The sequence below is a fragment of the Methylobacterium sp. NMS14P genome (genome assembly GCF_028583545.1).
In the GTDB taxonomy this organism is placed as follows: domain Bacteria; phylum Pseudomonadota; class Alphaproteobacteria; order Rhizobiales; family Beijerinckiaceae; genus Methylobacterium.
Genome location: NZ_CP087106.1, coordinates 5,326,069 through 5,346,065, shown reverse-complemented (window position 1 = coordinate 5,346,065; position 19,997 = coordinate 5,326,069). Strand labels below are relative to the sequence as shown.

Here is a 19,997-nt window from a genome sequence, read left to right as displayed (position 1 = left end):
CCGGCCGGGCACGCCCCCGGTCAGATCTTCTTGGCGAGCTGCGCGGCGACCTCGTCGGCCGGCCGGGTCAGGTCGAGGGCGCCGACGAAGCGATTCTGCGCGTCCATGACGTAGACGAGCGCGGTGTGCTCCATCGTGTAGTCGTTGTCCTTGGCCGGCACCTTGCGGGCGTAGGCCCGGTACGCCTTCTCGGTGGCGGTGACCTGCTCGGGCGTGCCTGTGAGGCCGGTGATGCGGGGGTCGAAGCTCGACAGGTAGGTCTTCAGGCTCGCCGGATCGTCGCGCTCGGGATCCACCGTGACGAAGGCGACCCGCATGGACTTGCCCTTCGGCCCCAGGGCCGCCAGCACGTCGGAGATCTGCTGCAGGGTGGTCGGGCACACGTCCGGGCAGTGGGTGAAGCCGAAGAACACGAGGTGGGTCGCGCCGGCGAAGTCGCGCTCGGTGACGGTGCGCCCGTCCTGGTTCACCAGCGTGAACGGGCCGCCGACGCTCGGCACGCCCACCGGCGCCTTGTCGGGCAGGAACGCGAACACCGCCGCCCCGGTGAGGCCGATGAGGCCGAGGCAGAAGGCGAGAAGCGGGACGAGGGCGCGGCGCATGGGACGGGTTCCGACCTCCGGGGGAGGCCGGCACAGCACACAACGGCGCGCGGAGGCAAGCCGGCGCGGTGCCGCCGGCCGCCCGGCGCCGCGCCGGCGCGACCGCTACGGCTTCGACGCCGGCTCCCCCGCGGGGCTCGCCGGCGCGGCGCCCTTCGGCGGCTCCTTGCCGAGATAGACGTATTCCGGCGCCGCCCGGAGCTGGTCCTTGGTCGTGTCGATCCGCGCCTGGAGGGTCTTGCCGTCGGTGCGGTCGAGCTTGAGCACGGACGGGTCGACCGCGACGTATTTCGAGCCGATCCCCAGGAAGCCGCCGACCCCGATGATCCAGGCCTTCACGGCACCCTTCTGGTCGAGGACGAAGTCGGCGATCTGCCCGATGGTCTCGTTGGCGCCGTTGACGACGCTGGAGCCGATCAGCTTGCTGGCGACCATGTCGTCGGGGGCCTGGGCCACGAAGGTCGGGCGCAGGCTGTCGGCCATGGTGGCGGGCTGGCCGGGGACCGGGGTCGCGGCGGCGCCGCCGTCCGGCTTGGCGCCGTCGGTCTGCGCCGAGGCGGTGGCGAGGCCGGCCAGCAGGAGGGCCGAGGCGAGGAGCGGGGTGCGCATCGGAGCAGGTCTTTCAGACGGGGGCCGCACAGGGGGGTGGCGCCGCCTCAAGGTTCTGGCGGGGCTTAAGTTCCGCGCTGACTCGGCGCGGGCCGGGGCCGGCACGGCGGTTTGCCAGCTGCGCGTCTGCCCCGGCGGGCTTTGACGGCGGGGCCTTCCGCCCCGCACAAGGCCGGCGCCATGCTCCGCCTCGCCCTCTACCAGCCCGACATTCCTCAGAACACCGGCACGATGCTGCGCATGGCCGCCTGCCTCGGGCTGGCGGTGGAGATCGTGGAGCCCGCGGGCTTCGACGTCTCGGACCGCCACCTGCGCCGCTCGGGCCTCGACTACCTCGACCACGTGGCGATCACCCGGCACCGCTCCTTCGCGGCCTTCGCGGCGTGGCGGGCCGAGGCCGGGATCCGGCTCGTCCTCGCCACCACGGCGGGCGCCGTGCCCTACACGGACTTCGCCTTCGGCCCCGACGATTGCCTGATGGTCGGGCGCGAATCCGCCGGCGTGCCGGAGGCGGTGCACGCAACGGCCGACGCGCGGATCGTGGTGCCGATCCGGCCGGGCCTGCGCTCGCTCAACGTCGCGGTCGCGGCCGCGATGATCGCCGGCGAGGCCCTGCGGCAGGTGTCCGGGACGGCATGACCAGATCTCTAGGATCGTGACGCCTCCCGGGTCGGCCGCCGTCTTCGCGAGCGGAGCGAAGCGATCCAGGCGGGGCCGCGCGCGACCGATGCCCCGCTGCATGGGGTTGCTTCGCTCCGCTCGCGACGACGGGATCGGCAACGGATCGCGTCCCGCTCGCTTGGTACGACGGGACTCATCCCCGACCGGAGAGACGCGCCGCCGCATGGACGACACCGCCTTCACGCCCTCCCGCCGCCACGCCGATCTCGGGCCCGCCTTCTTCGATCCCGTGACGCCGGCCCGGTTCCCGCGGACGATCCTGCGCTACCGCAACCGGGCCTGGGCGGAGCGGGTCGGCCTGGGCGGGCTGTCCGAGGCGGCGTGGATCGCCCATTTCGGCCGGTTCGAGCCCCTGCCGGGCAGCTTCGAGACGCCGCTGGCCCTGCGCTACCACGGCCATCAGTTCCGCTCCTACAATCCGGAGCTCGGCGACGGGCGCGGCTTCCTGTTCGCACAGCTGCACGACCGCCTGGACGGGCGCCTCCTCGACCTCGGCACCAAGGGCAGCGGCACCACGCCCTGGTCGCGCGGCGCCGACGGGCGGCTCACCCTCAAGGGCGGGGTGCGCGAGGTGCTGGCCACCGCCCTCCTGGAGGCGCAGGGCGTCTACACCTCGAAGAGCTTCAGCCTGATCGAGACCGGCGAGGATCTCGTGCGCGGCGACGAGCCCTCGCCGGCGCGCTCCTCGGTGCTGGTGCGCCTGTCCCACGGACACATCCGCATCGGGACCTTCCAGCGCTTCCTGGCGCTCGGCGAGCCGGACAACATCGCCCGGCTGCTCGACCACACGATCGCGACCCACCGGCCGGAACTCTGGCGCGACGGCCTGGAGGATCGCGCCGTCGCCTTCCTCGAGGACGTGGTCGCCCGGGTCGCCCGGACGGGGGCGCAATGGGCGGCCGCCGGTTTCGTCCACGGGGTGCTCAACAGCGACAACATCAACGTCACCGGCGAGAGCTTCGATTACGGGCCGTGGCGCTTCCTGCCGCATTTCGACCCGGACTTCACCGCCGCCTACTTCGACGAGACCGGGCTCTACAGTTTCGGCCGGCAGCCGGAGGCGCTGTTCTGGAACCTGGCCCGGCTGGCCGACTGCCTGCTGGCGCTGGCGCCCCAGGCGCGCCTCGAATCCGCCCTCTCGGGCTTCGGCCCGGCCCTGCAGGAGGCGTTCGCCGAGGCCCTGTTCCGCCGCCTCGGCCTCGCCGCGGCGCCGCGGCCGGAGACCGACCGGCTGGTCTCGGCGGTCTGGCGGTTCCTCGCCGAGACGCGGGCGCCTTTCGAGCGGTTCTTCTTCGACTGGTACGGCGGGCTCGCCAGCGCCGGGCGGGCCGAGGACGGGCCGGCCGCCGCGCAGTACCGGTCCGAGGCCTTCGCGCCGGTGCGGGCCGCGCTGGAGCCGCTCGCGCCCGCCCCGGGGGCGCGGCTCGACCACCCCTACTTCGCGGAGGCGCCCTGCACGCTCCTGATCGACGAGGTGGAGGCGTTGTGGGCGCCGATCGCCGCGGCGGATGACTGGTCCCTGTTCGAAGCCAAGCTCGCGGGGGTCGCCCGGATGGCCGAGGCCTGCGGGACGGCGCCCGCCTCGGCCTGAGCGGCCTCCTCCTCAGCGAGCCGCCGGCGCTCCTCGGCGTAGCCCCCCGCGATGGCGAGATCGACCAGGCGCCGGGTCAGCCGGAAGGCCAGCCAGAACAGGGCGAGGCAGAGAAGCGTCGCGGCGGCGGCCTTGAGCGGGTCCACGGGGTTCCTCCGGTGATGTCTCCTCGGGCGAAGCGGACCTCTTAGAGCCGAGGCGGGCCGCGGGGCAATTGGACTTCGTGCCGAGACCGGCCGCGGGCGTTCCGTCACGGCCCGCGGACGAAGCCGTGCGGCGGTGCCGCGATCGGGGCTGTGGAGCGTGCCCGCGACGGCGGGAGCGATGGATTGAAGCCGAGCGATCCAACCCGACAGCGAACCGGAACATGCTATGGCGGCCGCCGGCCGGATCACGATATCCGGCGCTGAGAGCCCCTCGATCAGGCGGATACCCGTGCGCGAGACCTTCCACATCGAAGTCCTCGGACCGGAGCCGGACGAGATCCAGACGCGGATCTCCGTGCGGGTCGGCAGCCTGGAGAGCGCGCAGGAGCGGGCCCTGCGGCTGTTCGCCCGCGCCCGGGTGCCGCAGCGCTCGGGCGAGCCGGCCGAGGCCGTCCGGGTGATCGACGGCGCCGGCCGCGAGGTGTTCTATCGGACGCGCTTCGACGTGGGGGATTGAGGCGTCCGGAGGCCGCCGATGCGCACAGCCCTGATCCTGCCGGTCCTCCTCCTCGCGGCCTGCGCGCTGTTCCTGCGCAGCTACACCCTGCCGCCGGCCCCGGACCGCCGGGGCGGCACCACCCTCCTGCTGACCTGGCCGAACCGCCCGGCCTTCGGCAGCCCAAGGGCCGACTGCCTCGCCGGGCCGCCCGACGGGCCGGTCCTGCCGTGCCTCGTCGCCTCCGTCGCCCGGGCGCGCGACGACGGGTACGCGCTGCTGCAGCTGCCGTTCTGCGCGACCTGCTACGACCTGTCCGGACGGATCGCCGTCATGGGCCGCGACGCGGCGGCGACGCGGGCGCGGCTGGAGCAGATCGCCCGCTTCGGATGGTGACACGCGCCCGGGCGACGCCCTCCCGGGCCCGCTCCAGGGTCCGGGCCACCGGGAACAGCGGATCGCGGCCCGCCTCCACCAGCAGATGGGCGATCGGCCGGCGCTCGGTCCAGAAGGTGGTGCCGAGGGCGAAGCCCGGCGGCGCGCAGGAATCGATCCGGTCGATCGGCCAGTCGCCCGCGGCCACCGCCTCGGTCAGCCGGTGGACGAGCTGGACGCCCGGCGCGGTCTCCGGCCTCGTCTCGTCGTTGGCGATCTTCAGGACCCAGGCCTCCCGGCCAGTGACCGGCAGGATCAGGGAGGCCAGGAGTTGGTCTCCCCGGTGCAGGCGCGCGATCCGCACGCCGTCCGCGGCCCCGCGATCGGCGCCGAGACCGGCCAGGGCGGCGCGCAGGAACGCGATCTCCGCCGGCCGCTGCGCGAGGCTCGTGCCGGCCTGCCCCTTCCAGCCGGCGGTTTCCAGGGCGACGTGCGCGTCGAAGGCCGGGCCGAGGGATTCGGGCGCGGCGAGGATCTCGAAGGTCACGGGCCCCGCCGCCTCCAGGCGCGCGCGGGCGCGGCGGAGCTTGCGGCGGCGCTGCCCGGAGAGGTGCCCGAGATAGGAGGCCCGCGCCGGCGGCCCGAGCCCGGTGAGGTCGAGCAGGCCGCGGTCGTGCGGCCAGTAGGCGGCGCTGCGCCCGCCCCGCGCCGTCAGGAGCTCCGGCAGGGGGCCGTCCGCGGGGGCGTTCGGCAGGAGGAGGCGCGGCGGCAGGCCGAGGGCGCCCGGCGCGGCGAGCAGCCCCGCCAGGGCGGCCTCCGGCGCGGCGCCGTCGAGGAGCGGCGCCCCGAACGGCGCGTAGCCGTGGGTCCAGCCCATGAGCACCGGCAGCGGCACGCCCCAGCGGCGGCGCGACGGCCGGAACGGCCAGGCGGCGACGAGCCGGGCCCCCGGTGCCTCGGGGGGCCGGTCGGCGACGAGGAGGAGCCGGACGCCGGCCCCGAAGGCCTCCCGGGCGGCGAGGGCGTAGCCCGCCTCGTAGAACGGGTTCCGGATCAGGGACGCCGGGCCCAGGGCCCGCCAGGCCGAGATCCAGGCCGCCGCGCCGTCGAGGGGCCGGACCGCCGCCACGAGGCCCCCAGGTAGCGCGGCGGTGTCTGGGGCCGTGTCTGCCGCGGTGCCAGCCATCGCCGGACCGTCAGGCAGCGAGGCGGTGACGGATCGCGCCGGCGAAGCCGAGCACGTCGTAGCGCCACGCCGTCACCCCGGCCGCGGCGACGAGCAGGACGAGGCGCAGGGCCTGCCCCGGCGGCATCAGCCCGCCGGGGACCAGGGCGATGCCGGCATTCACCGCGCCGCAGGCCAGCGCGATCCCGGCGATGCCGGCCATGTCGGCGAGCGGCGTCGGCATCGTCGTGCCGGTCCGGCGGGCGCCGAGCACCAGCACGAGGCAGGCCGCGCTCTGGCCGCCCGCGAAGGCGAGGGCCGCCCCGGCGGCGCCGAAGCGCGGGATCAGCAGGAGCGACAGCGCGGCGACGGCGGCGAGGGTCGCGAAGGCCGCGGCCGCCTCGAGGCCGCTGGAGCGGGCGAAGTAGATCACCTGCCCGAAATAGTAGGCGCGGAACATCATCAGGATGCTCGCCAGGATCAGCACCGGGGCGAGCTCGCGCGCCTCGGCCCGGTAGTCGGGCCCGAGCAGCACCGCGACGACCAGGTCGTCGAAGCACAGGAAGAACACCGCCCCGAAGGCCGCGATCAGCGTCATGGCCCGGGCGGCGTCGCGCAGCACCCCGGAGGCCGCCGCCATCCCGCCCACCCGCGCCTCGCGCTTGGCGATCGAGATCAGCGACAGGGCGATCGCCTCGCCGAACACGATGAAGCTCTGCTTCAGGAAGTCGGCCAGGGCCCCGTAGGCGCCGAGCCCGGCCGGTCCCACCGTCTTGGCGATGATCAGCCGGTCGAGGCTCTGGGCGAGCGCCGCCGTTCCGAAGGAGAGCACCAGCGGCCAGCCGTAGGCGAACAGCCGCAGGGCCTCCGCCCGGCTGCCGCGGCCGGGCATCATCGGGGCGATCGTGGCCGCGGCCGGGAGCGACGCCAGGGCGTTCGCGGCCGCCACCGCGAAGGCGAGGTGCAGGGGATCCTGCGAGAGGTGCAGCGCCAGGCTTCCGAGGGCCAGGATCAGGACGGCGCGGCTCATCACCGAGGCCGCCACCGCCCCGGCCCGCAGGCGGGTCCGGGCGATCTCGGTGGATCCCTCGAACAGGGTGGTCCCGAAGGCGAGGGCCAGGATCGCGGCCGCCATCCGCGCCGGCATCAGCCCGAGGGCGGCCGCGAGCGCGCTGCCGAGCCCGGCGAGGAGCAGCGTGCCGCCCAGGATCCGCACCACGGTGCCGACCTGCGCGGGCTCGCGCGCCTCGTCGTAGAGGGCGAAGAACGCGAATTTCGGCCACTGGCAGGTCGCCCCGTAGAGCACCAGCGCCCACGACAGGACGTACAGGTAGGTGCCGTAGCTCTCCACCGGCGCGAGCCGCGTGAACACCGCCACGGAGGCCATGTTCAGGGCGGCCGCGAAGCCCCGCGAGCCGACGTAGATCAGGCTGTGCCGGGCGATCATGTCCTAGAACCGGTCAGACGCACCACGACCTCGCACCACGCTGGGACGGACCGGCCCCGTGGCGGGAGGTAACGCAGGGACGGCGCGCATGACAGCCCGGGCGTTGCAGGCGGCGTGCCGCCGGCCCCGGGCCTCAGCCCTGGCCCCGCGGGCGGATCAGCGACGTGCCGGTCATCTCGGCCGGCTGGTCCAGTCCCATCAGGTCGAGGAGCGTCGGCGCCACGTCCGCCAGGCGGCCGTCGGCCAGGGTCACGCCGTCGACGCCGACCAGCACGGCGGGCACCGGGTTGAGGGTGTGGGCGGTGTGGGGCTCGCCGGTCTCGGGATCGCGCATCATCTCGCAGTTGCCGTGGTCGGCGGTCACCAGCAGCGCCCCGCCCTGGGCCGTCACCGCCTCGACGACGCGGCCGAGGCAGGTGTCGACGGTCTCCACCGCCGTCACGGCGGCCGCGAGGCTGCCGGTGTGGCCGACCATGTCGGGGTTGGCGAAGTTCAGGATGATCAGGTCGTAGCGCCCGGAGCCGATCGCCTCCACGGCGCGGTCGGTGAGTTCCGGCGCCGACATCTCCGGCTGCAGGTCGTAGGTCGCGACCTTCGGCGAGGGCACGAGGATCGCGTCCTGCCCCGCGAAGGGCTCCTCGCGGCCGCCGTTCATGAAGTAGGTGACGTGCGGGTACTTCTCCGTCTCGGCCATGCGCAGCTGCGCGCGCCCGGCCCGGGCCACGGTCTCGCCGAGGCCGTTCGGCAGGTCGAGGGCCCCGAACAGGGTCTCGGCGAAGGCGTCGATCTCGACGCTGTACTGGACGATCCCCAGGGCGGCGGCGAACCGGACCGTGCGCGCGCGGTCGAAACCCGCGAAGGCCGGGTCGAGGAGCGCCTCCAGGATCTGCCGGGTCCGGTCGGCGCGGAAGTTGAAGCTCAGGATGCCGTCGCCGTCCCGCATGCCGGCATAGTCGCCGATGATCGCGGGCCGCATGAACTCGTCGGACACGTCCTGCGCGTAGGACGCGGCGACCGCCTGCCCGGCCCGCTCGAACCGGGTCCCGCGCGCCTCCGTGAGGGCGTCGTAGGCCCTCTGGACCCGCTCCCAGCGCCGGTCGCGGTCCATCCCGAAATAGCGGCCGCACAGGGTGGCGATGCGGGCGCCCTTCGGGAGGGTGGCCTCGACGTCGGCGACGCAGGTGGCGGCGGAGCGGGGCGGCATGTCGCGCCCGTCGGTGAAGCCGTGGAGCCGGACCGGGATGCCGGCCGTCGTCAGCGCGCGCGCCAGCGCCACGGCGTGGTCCTGGTGCGCGTGGACGCCGCCGGGCGACAGCAGGCCGACGAGGTGGCAGGCTCCCCCCGACGCGCGCAGCGCCTCGATGAACCGGATCAGGGCCGGGTTCCGGGCGAGGGAGCCGTCGGCGACCGCCGCGTCGATCCGCGGGAGGTCCTGCAGGACCACCCGGCCCGCCCCGATGTTGAGGTGGCCGACCTCGGAATTGCCCATCTGCCCCTCTGGCAGGCCGACATCGGCGCCGAAGGTCTTCAGCCGCGCCCGGGGACGCTCCCGCATCAGCGCGTCGAAGACCGGCGTCCGGGCCTGGTGGACGGCGTTGTCGGCCACCGCGTCCCGCAGACCCCAGCCGTCGAGGATCGCGAGCATCACGGGACGCGGGGTACTGTCGGGCACGGTCACAACTCTCCTAGGCTGCCGCGCGCGGCGCGCGGCCGGTCTCCGGGCCCTGACGCGGCCGGATCGTTGCGCGTGTCGATAATCGCCTTGGCCGCGCGAGACCACCGCCCCGAAGGGTCAACGGGCGACGGATGCGTGAGAGCGTCGGGCTTATGACATGCCTCGTCCGCGCCCCGAACAGGCCGGGGCGCGGACGATGGGGCCTCGGCCGGTCAGTTGACGCGCGCCGCGTCGGATCCCGGCGGGAGGCCGAGCAGGCGGCGCTTCCGGCGCAGGGCGGCCCGGAGCAGCGTCCGCCGGTAGCCCGGATAGGACAGGAACCCCGCCGCCCAGGACAGGTGCATGGTCACGGCCGCGGGGCCGCTCATGACCAGGACGGGCTCCCGCGCCTTGAGCGCCAGGGCGAGGCCGCTCAGGGCGCAGACCCCGGCATAGAGCAGCAGGGGAACCAGCAGGGCGGGCATCAGGACCGCCAGCGGCAGGGCTGCGACGGCGTAGAGCAGGACCAGGGCCGGCAGGATCTGGCGCGGGCGCGGCAGGCTGGCGTGCTTCTCGAGGGTCCGCGCGCAGCCGCGCCCGTACTGGAGGTACTGCCGGGCAAGACTGCCGAGGCAGGCGCGCGGGAAGTACGTGATGGCGAGCTCGGCGGCGAGGTAGATCCGCCCGCCCGCGGCGCAGAGCCGCCGGTCGAGCTCGGCATCCTCGTTGTGGGTGAAGCTCTCGTCGTAGCCGCCCACCCGCAGGAACTCGCGCCGGTCGAAGGCCGCGTGGTGGCCGTGGGCGACGTAGCCCGAGATGCCGCCCTGCCGGTGGGCCGAGCCGCCGTTGCCGAGGCGGCTGTTCTGCGCGGCCGCGATCGCCCGCTGCAGCGGCGTGACCCCGACGGTCCGGAGCGGCACGACCACCGAGACGGCCTCGCGCAGGCGCATCGTGCGGACGAGATTCTGCACGAACCCCTCCGGATAGACGGCGTGGCAATCGGCGCGGACGAGGTAGGCGGAGGCGGGATGTGCCAGCCGCGCGGCGAGGTTGATCGCCGCCGCCTGGATGCGGCGCTCGTTGTGGACGAGCCGGATGCGCGGGTCCCGGGCGCTCAGGGCCGCGACGATCGCGCAGGTGTCGTCGCGACTGCCACCGTCCAGCACCAGCAGCTCGCAGGCGATCGCGTCCCGGTCGGGCAGCACCGACGCGATGGCGTCGGCGATGTGCGCGGCCTCGTTCAAGGCCGGCATGGCGATCGTCACGAGCGGAGCGCCGGCGGCGCTCACGGGGTCCTGCATGGCGGTTCTCCCGAAACCTGGACCCGGTCGCCGGCCGATCAGAGCCGGGCGTCCCGGACGGGGACCGACGCCGCACGCGGCGCGCCCCCGAGATCTCATTTGTCGTGATTGGCTACGATTACGGTCGTTGATCACAACCACCACTTCAGTCGGCCGGACCGATACGACGAAAGGTGTAATTCTGACCGCCGCACCGCGATGTTAGCCCGTTCCGGCGGGATGACCGGCCGGCTCAACCTCCGATTCGCACCGGATCCCGCGAGCTCGACCACGGGCTCGGAGCGTCATGCGGGACCGCCTCGAATGATGAAATCTTTGGATGCGCTTGCCCTCGGCCCGTCGGAATGCGGGCCGGCCGAACAGCGGACCGACCCGTCGGCGCTGCGGGTGACCGAGATCGCGCCCGACGACAGGATCGTCACCTTCGACGCCGCCGGCCTCTGGCAGTATCGCGACCTGCTGCGGGTCCTCATCGTGCGGGACCTGAAGGTGCTCTACCGGCAGACCGCCCTCGGCGCTTGCTGGGCGATCGCGCAGCCGCTCTTCACCGTGCTGATCTTCACGGTGATCTTCGGCCACTTCGCCAAGATCCCCACCGACGGCGCTCCCTACGCACTCTTCGCCGGCAGCGCGGTCGTCCTGTGGACGTATTTCTCCGAGGCGGTGCGGCGCAGCGCCAACGGCCTCGTGGCCGAGGCCGAGCTCATCCGGAAGATCTACTTCCCGCGGCTGGTCATCCCGCTCGCGACGGTGGTGTCGCCGATGGTCGACTTCGCCATCGCCCTCGGCGTGCTGCTGGTCCTGATGCTCTGTTACGGGGCGGTGCCGGACTGGCACCTCGTGCTGGCGGTCCCGACCCTGGTCGTCACGGCGATGCTCGCCCTCGGGGTGAGCCTCTGGCTCGGGCCGGTCAACGTCCGCTTCCGGGACATCAAGCACACGCTGCCGTTCCTGATCCAGATCTGGATGTACGCCTCGCCGATCGTCTACGCGTCGAGCATCGTGCCCGCCTCGGTGCGCTGGGTCTACGCGCTCAACCCGATGGTCGGCCTGATCGAGGCGTTCCGGTTCGCCATCCTGGGCGGGACGCCGCCCGACGCCTTCGCGGTCGCGGTGTCGGTCACGGCCGCGCTCGCCCTGCTCGTCAGCGGGCTGATCTTCTTCCAGCGCATGGAGCGCTCCTTCGCGGATGTAATCTGATGTCGATGGCAATCAGCGTTCAGGATATCGGCAAGCAGTACTGGCGCGCCCCGCGCGCCGCGCACCAGAACTCGCTGCGCGACGCGCTCACCGAGGGCGTCCGCGGCCTGATGACCCGCCGCTCCGAGGCGCGCCCGTCGCAGGAGAGCTTCTGGGCGCTGAAGGAGGTGAGCTTCGGCATCCGGCACGGCGAGAATGTCGGCATCATCGGCCTCAACGGGGCCGGCAAGAGCACGCTTCTCAAGCTCCTGTCGCGGATCGCCGCGCCGACCACCGGCCGGATCCGCCTCGAGGGCCGGGTCGGGGCCCTGCTCGAGGTCGGCACCGGCTTCCACCGGGAGCTGACCGGCCGCGAGAACATCTTCCTCTACGGCTCGATCCTCGGGATGGACCGTCGGGAGATCGCCGCGAAGTTCGACGCGATCGTCGCGTTCTCGGAGATCGGCGACTTCATCGACATGCCGGTGAAGCGCTACTCCAGCGGCATGTATGTCCGGCTGGCCTTCTCGGTCGCCGCGCACCTCGAGCCCGATATCCTGCTCCTCGACGAGGTGCTGGCGGTGGGCGACTACACCTTCCAGCGCAAGTGCATGGACTTCGCCCGGCGCCTCCAGGGCAAGGGTTCGACGATCCTGCTGGTCTCGCACAACATGTTCAGCATCAAGACCATGTGCGAGCGGGTGATCTACATCAAGGGCGGCCGCGTCGCCTACGACGGCCCCACCGACGAGGGCCTGGGCTACTACGAGCGGGACAGCTATCTCGCCGACGCCTCCTGGTTCCGCTCGGAGAGCGGCGATCAGCCGGTCCAGATCAGCGACGTGACGATCACCGACGAATCTGGCGCGCCGCGGACGCTGTTCCGCCACGGCGAGCGGATGCGGATCCGGGCCCGCTACAGCGCCGCCGAGCCGGTCGCCGACCCGCACGTCCTGTTCTCGATCACCCGGTCCGACGAGCTGCTCTGCTGCAATTTCAGCACGCAGGCGGACGGCGCTGGCCCTACCGCCCTCTCGGGCGAGGGCGAGGTGGAGCTGCTGACGCCGCCGCTGACCCTGACCGCCGACACCTACACGGTCTCGATGGTGGTCCGGCAGCGCGGCTTCGAGCGGCTCCTCGCGGCCAAGATCGGCGGCCGCTTCCACATCGAGCACCCCGTCTTCGCGCCCGACGTCTTCGGCGTGTTCCACGAGGCGGGGACCTGGAGCCTGAGACATCGTGACGGGGCCCGCGCGCCGACGGACATCCTCACAGGCTGAGCGCCCAGGCGCGAAGGCCGATCATCCCCTCAAGGCAAGCCGCGGAGCCGCCCATGTCGAGTGTCGACGTCGTCATCCCGTGCTACAACTATGCCCATTACTTGGAGTCGTGCGTCGCGACCGTGCTCGCGCAGGGGGGCGTCGACGTCCGGATCCTGATCGTCGACGATGCGTCGCAGGACGACACGCCGGCCGTAGGCCAGGCCCTGGCCGCCCGGGACGGCCGGATCACCTACCACCGGAACGCGCAGAACAAGGGCCTAGTCGGCACCGCCAATGTCGGCGTCATGGACTGGGCCGAGTCCAAGTACACGCTGCTCCTGTCGGCCGACGACGCGCTCACCGAGGGCGCCCTGGCCCGCGCGGCCGGCGTGATGGACCGGCACCCGGAGGTCGCGATGGCCTACGGGCTGGCCCGGGTCGTGTCGGGCGATTTCACCACCGGGCGCGAGCGCTTCGGACCCTCGTTCGACTACGTCGTGCTGTCCGGGTCGGAGTTCCTGGAGCGGTCCTGCCTGCACTGGTGCGGCGTCGCGTCCCCGACCGCCCTGATCCGCACGTCCGTGCAGCACCAGGTCGGCGGCCTCGATCCGCGGTTTCCCAGCACCTGCGACATGGAGATCTGGATGCGGATCGCCACGCAATCCTCCGTGGCGGCGCTCAACACTGTGCAGGCTTATTACCGCCGTCACGACACCAACATGTCCACCGCCTACATGAGCCGTCCCCTCAGCGACCTTCGGGAGCAGCTCGCCACCGCCCGGACGGTCCTGACAGAGCGGCGCGTCGCCCCGGAGGAGGCCGCGAAGCTGATCGGCGCCATGCAGGGCCGCCTGATCGTGCAGACGGGCTGGATGGCCGGGCTCGCCTTCGAGCGCGGCGACATCGCCGGGATGAAGGATTGCATCGCCTTCGCCTCCGAGATCAACGCCTCGGCCTGGCGGTCGATGCCGTGGATCAAGTTCCACGTGAAGCGGCTGCTCGGGCGGGGCTTCGCCCAGGCCGTGCGCCGGATGCGGACCGCGCAGACCGCGCATACCGGGGCGCAGCAGGCGAGCACCGGCGATTTCGATCCGTTCAAGGTCGGAGAGCTGTTCGGCTGGTGGCCGGAGGACAAGTTTTCCCGGACGATGACGGCCTGAAGCCTGGGACGGCCGGTCCCGGGAAGCCGGGAGCGGCCCTCGGCGTCATTCACGCACGATCGCACACGAAGCGGGCGCGGCCATTCCAGCCGCGCCCGCTTCGTGTGCGATCGGTTTGCCGTTCGGGGTGCCGCCCGCGGCCGGACGCGTGCCGGACGCGTGCCGGCAGGGCCGTCACGCCGTCTTGTGCAGCCTCAGGGCCGAGGCAAGGATGGCGCGCCGGAAGTCGCGCCGGGTGACCACGTGCACGGCGGTCAGGAGCGGGAAGACCGAGAAGGCGCCCCGCACGGCCCGCAGAGCCTGCTTCCGCTGCCCCGCCGCCGCGGCCGCGATCGTGACGGTGACGAAGTACCAGTAGGGGTGCTGGAGCGTGCCCTTGTAGGCCCGCAGGAAGTGGAGCGGCGAGTTCCAGATCCGCCATTCCGGAATGCTGTGGCGCAGGAAGATGAAGCGGTCATACCACAGGCGCTTGTACTGAAGCTGGTCGTAGGAGCCGTGCACCCGGCCGCGGAACAGGAGGACCGGCACCAGCGTGCAGGCGAGCGTGCGCCGACGTGCGATCCGCAACTGCCAGTCGAGATCCTGACCGCCGATTAGGGCCTCGTCGAACAGGCCGATCAGTTCGCGCACGCGCCGGCGCACCACGAGCGTGCCCAGTTGCGGGAAGTAGCCGCTGAGCATGGCGCGGAGCAGGCCGTCACCGCGGCCGGGATCTTCCACCGGCCAGGGCGCGCCGGGCTGCTCGAGACTGGCATCGGTGGTGCAGGCCTGACCCAGGGCACCGTCCAGGCTCGGGTCGGCGTCCAGCAGGGCGAGCTGGGGCCGGATGTTCGAGGGCATCCACGCGTCGTCGTCGTCGAGAAACGCGATGTAATCGCCGGTCGCCGCCTGGAGGCCGGCATTGCGCGCCGCGCTCGCCCCGCGCTTCGTCACTTTCATGTAGACCGCGCCGAACTCGGCCGCGATGCCGGGCGTCTCCGGCGCCGACCCGTTGTCGCCGACCAGGATCTCGAAGGTCAGGTCGGGCGCCTCGAGGTGGCGGATGCTCGCCAGCGCGACGCGGAGCAGCTGGGGTCTGTTGTAGGTCGGTACGATCACCGAGACGCGTGTCTGACCAGTCCTGTCCATCGGTCTCCTCAGCCCCCATGCGTGTCCATCGCGGGTCGGGCGCGCAGGCGCCTCAAACCCATTCCTCCCAGGCGTCGAAGCGGCCGCGGAGCAGGCCGCGGAAGACGATCGCGTCGTCGAAGCGGGTCACGAACGAGCGGGCGACCGTTCCGGCCGGGCGTGTCTCCTCGGCCTGGGCGTAGATCGTCCGGTAGCCGGCCTCGCCGGCGAGTCGGTGCGCCGCTGGGCTCCAGTTCATCGACTGCCCCAGCGGGATGGCGAAGCTCGTGGGCTCGATCCCGAGGCGGCGACCGATCGTCTCGCGGGACCGCGCCAGCTCGTCGGCCGCCTGGTCCGGCGCGAGCGTGCCGAAGTTGGGATGCGTGACGGAATGGCTCCCGATCTGCGCCCCCGCGGTTGCCAAGGCCTCCACCTCCCGCCACGACAGGTAGGCGTCGGAGCGGCCGGTCCCGATCGCCTCGCACCAGCCGGACACGACGAACAGGGACCAGGGCAGGCCGAGGGCGCTCAGGATCGGGGCACCGACGGTCAGGACCGACTTGCAGGCGTCGTCGAAGGTGATCGCCAGGTCGTGCGGCGTCCCGCCGGTCTCGGCGATGACATCGGCCGGCACGAACCGGTAGCCAGCCCAGAGCGCGGCATCGATCTGCCTCCGGAAACGGGCCGGGCTGACGTCGTTGACGCCGTAGCTCGGCTCGCCGAGGGAATGGTAGCAGAGGATCCGTCCCCCGGGGCGCACCCGTGTCCGTCCGCTGACCGCGAGGGCGTAGCGCTCGGTGACCATGCGGGCCGCGGCCGCGCGGCCGCGGGTGATCCCGACCGCGCGGGCCGTGCGCTTCAGCGCGCGCAGCGTGCCGCGTCCGGCCTCGGCGACGCGGGGACCGGCCGGGCTCATCGCGCGGCGGCGCGCAGGGCGGCGCGCAGGCCGTCGACGACCTGGTCCTGCTCCGCCTCCGTCATCGCCGCGTAGAGCGGCAGCAGGATCGCGTGGTCGCGCGCCCGCTCGGATTCGGGCAGCGCGAACCGCCGCGGCGCCTCCGCGTAGGGCGGCTCCAGATGCGCGCACATGATGCCCCGGCGGGTGGCGATGCCGCGGTCGAGCATGGCCTGCATGACCGCCTGCTGGTCCGCGTCGTCGGGGAGGCGGACGCAGTAGCTCTGCCAGTTGCTGCGCAGCCCCATCGGCTCGGGCGGCGGCGTCACCCCGGGGAGGTCGGCCAGCCGCGCGCGGTAGCCGTCGGCGAGGGCGCGGCGCCGGGCGATCAGGTCGGGCAGCCGCTTCAGCTGCTGCCGGCCGATGGCCGCCTGCACGTCCGTCATCCGGTAGTTGAAGCCCGCGACGGAGTACTCCTCGACCACCACCTTGGCGCTGCCGTGGCGGGCGATGTCGGAGACGCTCATCCCGTGCTGGCGCAGCAGCCGGAAGGTCCGGTCCCAGGCGGCGTTGGCGGTGGTGATCATGCCGCCGTCGCCGGTGGTCAGCACCTTGCGCGGGTGGAACGAGAAACAGGCGATGTCGCCCGCCGGGCTGCCGATCGGCCGCCAGACGTCGCCCTGGAGCCGCTCGGAGCCGATAGCGCAGGCCGCGTCCTCGATCACCGGGATGCCGGACCGGCGCCCGATCGCCGCGATCGCCTCCAGGTCGCAGGGCATGCCCATCTGGTGGACGCAGACGATCGCCTTCGTCTTCTCGGTGATCGCCGCCGCGGCCGCGTCCGGGGCCATGTTGTAGGTCGCCGGGTCGATGTCGACGAAGACGGGCGTGGCCCCGCACTGGGCGATGGCGTTGGCGGTGGCGATGAAGCTGTGGCTCACCGTCACCACCTCGTCGCCGGGGCCGACCCCGACGGCGAGGAGCGCGAGATGCAGCGCGGTCGTGCAGTTCGAGACCGCGCAGGCGTGGGGCGCGCCGACGATCGCGGCGAACTCCGTCTCGAAGGCCGCGACCTGCGGCCCCTGGGTCAGCCATCCGGAGCGGACGACGGCGGCGGCGGCCTCGGCCTCGGGGTCGCCGACTTCGGGCTTGGCGATCGGGATCATGCGAGCGCCCGCCGCAGGTGATCCGAGCGGGACTCGTCCTGCCACCAGGCGACGAGGTCGGCGAGGCCCTCGGCGGCCCCGATCTTCGCCTCGAAGCCGATCAGCTCCTTGGCGAGGCTCGTATCGCAGAGGCGCCGGGGCACCGGGTTGACGGCCCGCTCGGCCTCGTGGACCAGCGGCGTGCCGTCCCGGCCCATGATCCGGGTGAGGTGGCCGGCGAGGTCGACCAGCGAGGTCTCGACGCCGGTGCCGACGTTGAGCACCACGTCGGTGGCCGGCGAGATCGCCGACAGGATATTGGCCCGGGCGATGTCGCGGACATGGACGAGGTCCATGGTCTGCAGGCCGTCGCCGAACACGATCGGCGACTGGCCCTCGGCCAGGCGCTGCATCCAGCGGACCATGACCTCGGTGTAGCGGCCGGTCAGGTCCATCCGCGGGCCGTAGGCGTTGAAGTACCGGAGCGCGACGTAGTCGAGCCCGTGCATGTCGTTGAACGAGCGCAGCAGACCCTCGCCGAAGGACTTGGCGGCGCCGTACAGGGTCCGGTTGTCGTAGGGATGGTGCTTCTCGGTCGTCGGGAAGACTTCCGCCATCCCGTACACGGAGGCCGAGGAAGCCATCACCACCTTGGCGACGCCGGCCTCGACGCAGCTCTCCAGCAGGTTGAAGGTCGCGGCGGCCATCACCTCGAAGGCGTGGCGCGGCTCCGCGGCGCACTGCGTGATCCGGAGGGCCGCCTGGTGGAACACCACGTCGGTGCCCTTGACCAGCGTGTCCATCAGGGCGCGGTCGCGGATGTCGCCCTGGACGAGGCGGACGCGGCCGGAGCCGAGGGCGTCCCCGAGATTCTCGGGGCGGCCGCGGATCATGTTGTCGATGGCCACGATCTCGTCGCAGCCGGCCTCGACCAGCAGGTCGATGATGTGGGAGCCGATGAAGCCCGATCCGCCGGTGACCAGGATCCGGGTCCCGCGCAGGTCGCCGCTGAACCGGCTTCCCTTGGTGACCTCACGCAGCTTGGGCATCGGCGACCTCGCAGTAGCTGGTGACGGCCCGGCAGACAGTGTCGATCTGCGCGGACGTCATCTCGGGGAACATCGGGAGGGACAGGGTCCGGGCGGCCAGCCGCTCGGTGACCGGCAGGCGGCCGGCACCGTCGTCGAGGTGGCTGTAGGCGGGCTGCCGGTGGACCGGGACGGGGTAGTGGATGCCGGTGGCGATGCCGGCCGCGTTGAGGTACTGGCGCAGCCCCTCGCGGTCCGCCGTCGACACGGCGTAGACGTGGAACACGTGGTCGAGGCCGGCGGGGGCCGGGAGCTCCAGGCCGAGGCCCGCGAGCCGCGCCCCGTACTCCGCCGCCACCGCCTGGCGGGCGCGGGTCCAGCCCTCCAGGTGCGGGAGCTTGACCCCCAGCACCGCGCCCTGGACGCCGTCCATGCGCAGGTTGAAGCCGTGGCGGACGTGGTTGTACTTGCCCTGCTGGCCCCAGTCGCGCAGGCAGCGGGCCGCCTCGGCGAGGTCGTCCCGGTCCGTGACGATGGCGCCGCCCTCGCCGTAGGCCCCGAGATTCTTGCCGGGGTAGAAGCTGAAGCAGCCGAGATCCCCGATCGTGCCGGCCTTGCGGCCGCCGCGCTCGGCGAGGTGCGCCTGGGCGGCGTCCTCGACGAGGGCGATCCCGTGGCGCTGGGCGATGGCGCCCAGCGCGTCGAGATCGGCCATCCGGCCGTGCAGGTGCACCGGCAGGATCGCCTTGGTGCGGGGCGTGATCGCCGCCTCGACCAGGGCCGGGTCCATGGTCCAGTCGACCGGGTCGATGTCGACGAGGACCGGGGTTGCGCCGGCGTACAGCACCGCCGCCACCGTCGCCACGAAGGTCGACGAGACCGTGATCACCTCGTCGCCCGGACCGATGTCGAGGGCGAGCAGGGCGAGGTGCAGGGCCGCGGTGCCGCTGCTCACGGCGACCGCGTGGCGGGCGCCGCAGGCTTCGGCGAAGGCCGCCTCGAAGGCGCTGACCGCCGGGCCGAGGACGAAGTCGCCGCTGCGCAGGACGTTGAGGACCGCGGTCTCGACGTCGCCGCCGATCGCCGCGTACTGCGCCTTGAGGTCGAGGAAGGGGATCACGAGGCCCTCGCAAGTGGCATGAGGTCGATGGGGGTGCCGTTCTGGCGCAGGGAGCGCATGGCGGCTTCGAGCATCTCGACGACGCGCAGGCCGCTGTGGCCGTCGGTCATGGGCGCGGTGCCGTTCTCGATGGAGTCGGCGAAGTGCTCGATCTCGACGATCAGCGCCTCGCGGAAGGACAGGTGCGGCGACCACATGTCGCCGGTCCGGTAGGAGACCATCAGCTCGGTGATGTCGTCCGAGCCGCCGCCGACGGTGACGCCGCGGTCGTAGACCTTGACCTTCTCGATCGGGTCGAGGTCGTTGTAGACGATCATCTTCTTGCTGCCGCCGATCAGCGTCTGCCGCACCTTCACGGGCGCGAGCCAGTTGACGTTGATCTGCGCGACGACGCCGCGCGGGTAGAAGACGGTCAGGTGGGCCATGTTCTCGGGGCGGCCGCTGAAATGGCCGGTGCCGCTCGCCGAGATCGCCACCGGGGCGAGGTCCAGGATGTGGTCGAGGATGGCGAGGTCGTGGACCGCTAGGTCCCAGATCACGTTCACGTCGCGCTGGAACAGGCCGAGGTTCACCCGGGTCGAGTCGTAGTAGAACACGTCGCCGATGGCGTCGGTCGTGATGAGTTCGTGGATCTTCTCGACCGCGCCCGTGTAGACGAAGGTGTGATCGACCATCAGCCGCAGGTTGCGCTTGGCCGCCTCCTCGATCAGCAGCCGGGCCTCGAAGGCCGAGGGCGTGATCGGCTTCTCGATGAAGACGTGCTTGCCGGCCCGCAGCGCGTTGATGGCGATCTCGAAGTGCGAGCTCACCGGCGTCGCCACCATGACGGCGTCGATGGCGGGATCGGCCACGAGGTCGCGCCAGTCCTGATGGAGCTGGACGGCGGGGTAGCGCTTGCCGGCCCGGGCGAGCGCGGCGGGCGACTGGTCGGCGATGGCCACCAGCTGGCAGCGCTCGCTCTCCGAGGTGCACCGGGCGAGGTTCGGCCCCCAGTAGCCGTATCCGACGATACCGATCGAGATCATGACTGCATT

19 protein-coding genes are annotated in these 19,997 nt (G+C 72.6%); 7 read left to right on the top strand and 12 right to left on the bottom strand.

What is annotated here, in order from left to right:
• Positions 1-20: 20 nt before the first annotated feature.
• Together LOK46_RS25400 and LOK46_RS25395 are read right to left on the bottom strand one after the other, a co-directional pair.
• Positions 21-602, bottom strand: a complete 582-nt coding sequence (locus LOK46_RS25400; protein ID WP_273561123.1) for an SCO family protein — start codon at positions 600-602, stop codon at positions 21-23.
• A 105-nt stretch (positions 603-707) separates the two neighbouring features.
• Positions 708-1,211 carry a PRC-barrel domain-containing protein gene (locus LOK46_RS25395; RefSeq protein ID WP_273561122.1) on the bottom strand — a complete coding sequence of 168 codons (504 nt, stop codon included), beginning with the start codon at positions 1,209-1,211 and terminating at the stop codon, positions 708-710.
• A gap of 180 nt (positions 1,212-1,391) precedes the next feature.
• On the opposite strand from LOK46_RS25395, the gene LOK46_RS25390 reads away from it, so the two are divergent.
• From LOK46_RS25390 to LOK46_RS25375, 4 genes are all read left to right on the top strand, one after another.
• Positions 1,392-1,850, top strand: coding sequence for a tRNA (cytidine(34)-2'-O)-methyltransferase (locus LOK46_RS25390; protein WP_273561121.1), 459 nt, complete (start codon positions 1,392-1,394; stop codon positions 1,848-1,850).
• A gap of 205 nt (positions 1,851-2,055) precedes the next feature.
• Entirely contained in the window at positions 2,056-3,483 is a 1,428-nt protein-coding gene (locus LOK46_RS25385) for a protein adenylyltransferase SelO (protein ID WP_273561120.1), read from the top strand.
• Positions 3,484-3,918: 435 nt separating this feature from the next.
• Positions 3,919-4,146 (top strand): hypothetical protein, encoded by a 228-nt coding sequence (locus tag LOK46_RS25380; RefSeq protein WP_012321546.1) that lies wholly within the window; start codon positions 3,919-3,921, stop codon positions 4,144-4,146.
• Between the two features lie 18 nt (positions 4,147-4,164).
• On the top strand, positions 4,165-4,521 hold the full coding sequence (locus tag LOK46_RS25375) for a hypothetical protein (RefSeq protein WP_273561119.1): 357 nt from the start codon (positions 4,165-4,167) through the stop codon (positions 4,519-4,521).
• Here the strand turns inward: LOK46_RS25375 and LOK46_RS25370 are convergent.
• From LOK46_RS25370 to LOK46_RS25355, 4 genes are all read right to left on the bottom strand, one after another.
• Positions 4,457-5,686 (bottom strand): GNAT family N-acetyltransferase, encoded by a 1,230-nt coding sequence (locus LOK46_RS25370; protein WP_273561118.1) that lies wholly within the window; start codon positions 5,684-5,686, stop codon positions 4,457-4,459. The two genes, LOK46_RS25375 and LOK46_RS25370, sit on opposite strands and share 65 nt — an antisense overlap.
• Positions 5,687-5,696: 10 nt before the next feature.
• A complete protein-coding gene (locus LOK46_RS25365; RefSeq protein WP_273561117.1) occupies positions 5,697-7,112 on the bottom strand; it encodes a lipopolysaccharide biosynthesis protein in 1,416 nt (471 codons plus the stop codon).
• A gap of 133 nt (positions 7,113-7,245) precedes the next feature.
• Entirely contained in the window at positions 7,246-8,757 is a 1,512-nt protein-coding gene (gene gpmI / locus LOK46_RS25360) for a 2,3-bisphosphoglycerate-independent phosphoglycerate mutase (RefSeq protein WP_273564689.1), read from the bottom strand.
• A gap of 242 nt (positions 8,758-8,999) precedes the next feature.
• A complete protein-coding gene (locus LOK46_RS25355) occupies positions 9,000-10,067 on the bottom strand; it encodes a glycosyltransferase family 2 protein (protein ID WP_273561116.1) in 1,068 nt (355 codons plus the stop codon).
• A gap of 306 nt (positions 10,068-10,373) precedes the next feature.
• On the opposite strand from LOK46_RS25355, the gene LOK46_RS25350 reads away from it, so the two are divergent.
• Genes LOK46_RS25350 through LOK46_RS25340 form a run of 3 tightly spaced genes read left to right on the top strand, consistent with a single transcriptional unit; the run spans position 10,374 to position 13,668 of the window.
• Positions 10,374-11,267 (top strand): ABC transporter permease, encoded by an 894-nt coding sequence (locus LOK46_RS25350; protein WP_273564688.1) that lies wholly within the window; start codon positions 10,374-10,376, stop codon positions 11,265-11,267.
• Positions 11,267-12,526, top strand: coding sequence for an ABC transporter ATP-binding protein (locus tag LOK46_RS25345; RefSeq protein WP_273561115.1), 1,260 nt, complete (start codon positions 11,267-11,269; stop codon positions 12,524-12,526). The genes LOK46_RS25350 and LOK46_RS25345 overlap by 1 nt, the downstream gene beginning before the upstream one ends.
• 53 nt (positions 12,527-12,579) lie before the next feature.
• Entirely contained in the window at positions 12,580-13,668 is a 1,089-nt protein-coding gene (locus LOK46_RS25340; RefSeq protein WP_273561114.1) for a glycosyltransferase family 2 protein, read from the top strand.
• Positions 13,669-13,842: 174 nt separating this feature from the next.
• On the opposite strand, the gene LOK46_RS25335 is transcribed toward LOK46_RS25340, so the two are convergent.
• The 6 genes from LOK46_RS25335 to LOK46_RS25310 are packed head-to-tail and all read right to left on the bottom strand — an operon-like array spanning position 13,843 to position 19,988.
• A complete protein-coding gene (locus LOK46_RS25335) occupies positions 13,843-14,796 on the bottom strand; it encodes a glycosyltransferase family 2 protein (protein ID WP_273561113.1) in 954 nt (317 codons plus the stop codon).
• 52 nt (positions 14,797-14,848) lie between these two features.
• Positions 14,849-15,691, bottom strand: a complete 843-nt coding sequence (locus tag LOK46_RS25330) for a polysaccharide deacetylase family protein (RefSeq protein ID WP_273561112.1) — start codon at positions 15,689-15,691, stop codon at positions 14,849-14,851.
• Entirely contained in the window at positions 15,688-16,836 is a 1,149-nt protein-coding gene (locus tag LOK46_RS25325) for a DegT/DnrJ/EryC1/StrS family aminotransferase (RefSeq protein ID WP_273561111.1), read from the bottom strand. The genes LOK46_RS25330 and LOK46_RS25325 overlap by 4 nt, the downstream gene beginning before the upstream one ends.
• Positions 16,833-17,864 carry an NAD-dependent epimerase/dehydratase family protein gene (locus LOK46_RS25320; RefSeq protein WP_056524962.1) on the bottom strand — a complete coding sequence of 344 codons (1,032 nt, stop codon included), beginning with the start codon at positions 17,862-17,864 and terminating at the stop codon, positions 16,833-16,835. Before LOK46_RS25320 ends, LOK46_RS25325 begins: the two co-directional genes overlap by 4 nt.
• Entirely contained in the window at positions 17,848-18,963 is a 1,116-nt protein-coding gene (locus LOK46_RS25315) for a DegT/DnrJ/EryC1/StrS family aminotransferase (protein WP_273561110.1), read from the bottom strand. Before LOK46_RS25315 ends, LOK46_RS25320 begins: the two co-directional genes overlap by 17 nt.
• Positions 18,960-19,988, bottom strand: a complete 1,029-nt coding sequence (locus tag LOK46_RS25310) for a Gfo/Idh/MocA family protein (RefSeq protein ID WP_273561109.1) — start codon at positions 19,986-19,988, stop codon at positions 18,960-18,962. The genes LOK46_RS25315 and LOK46_RS25310 overlap by 4 nt, the downstream gene beginning before the upstream one ends.
• Between the last annotated feature and the right edge of the window lie 9 nt (positions 19,989-19,997).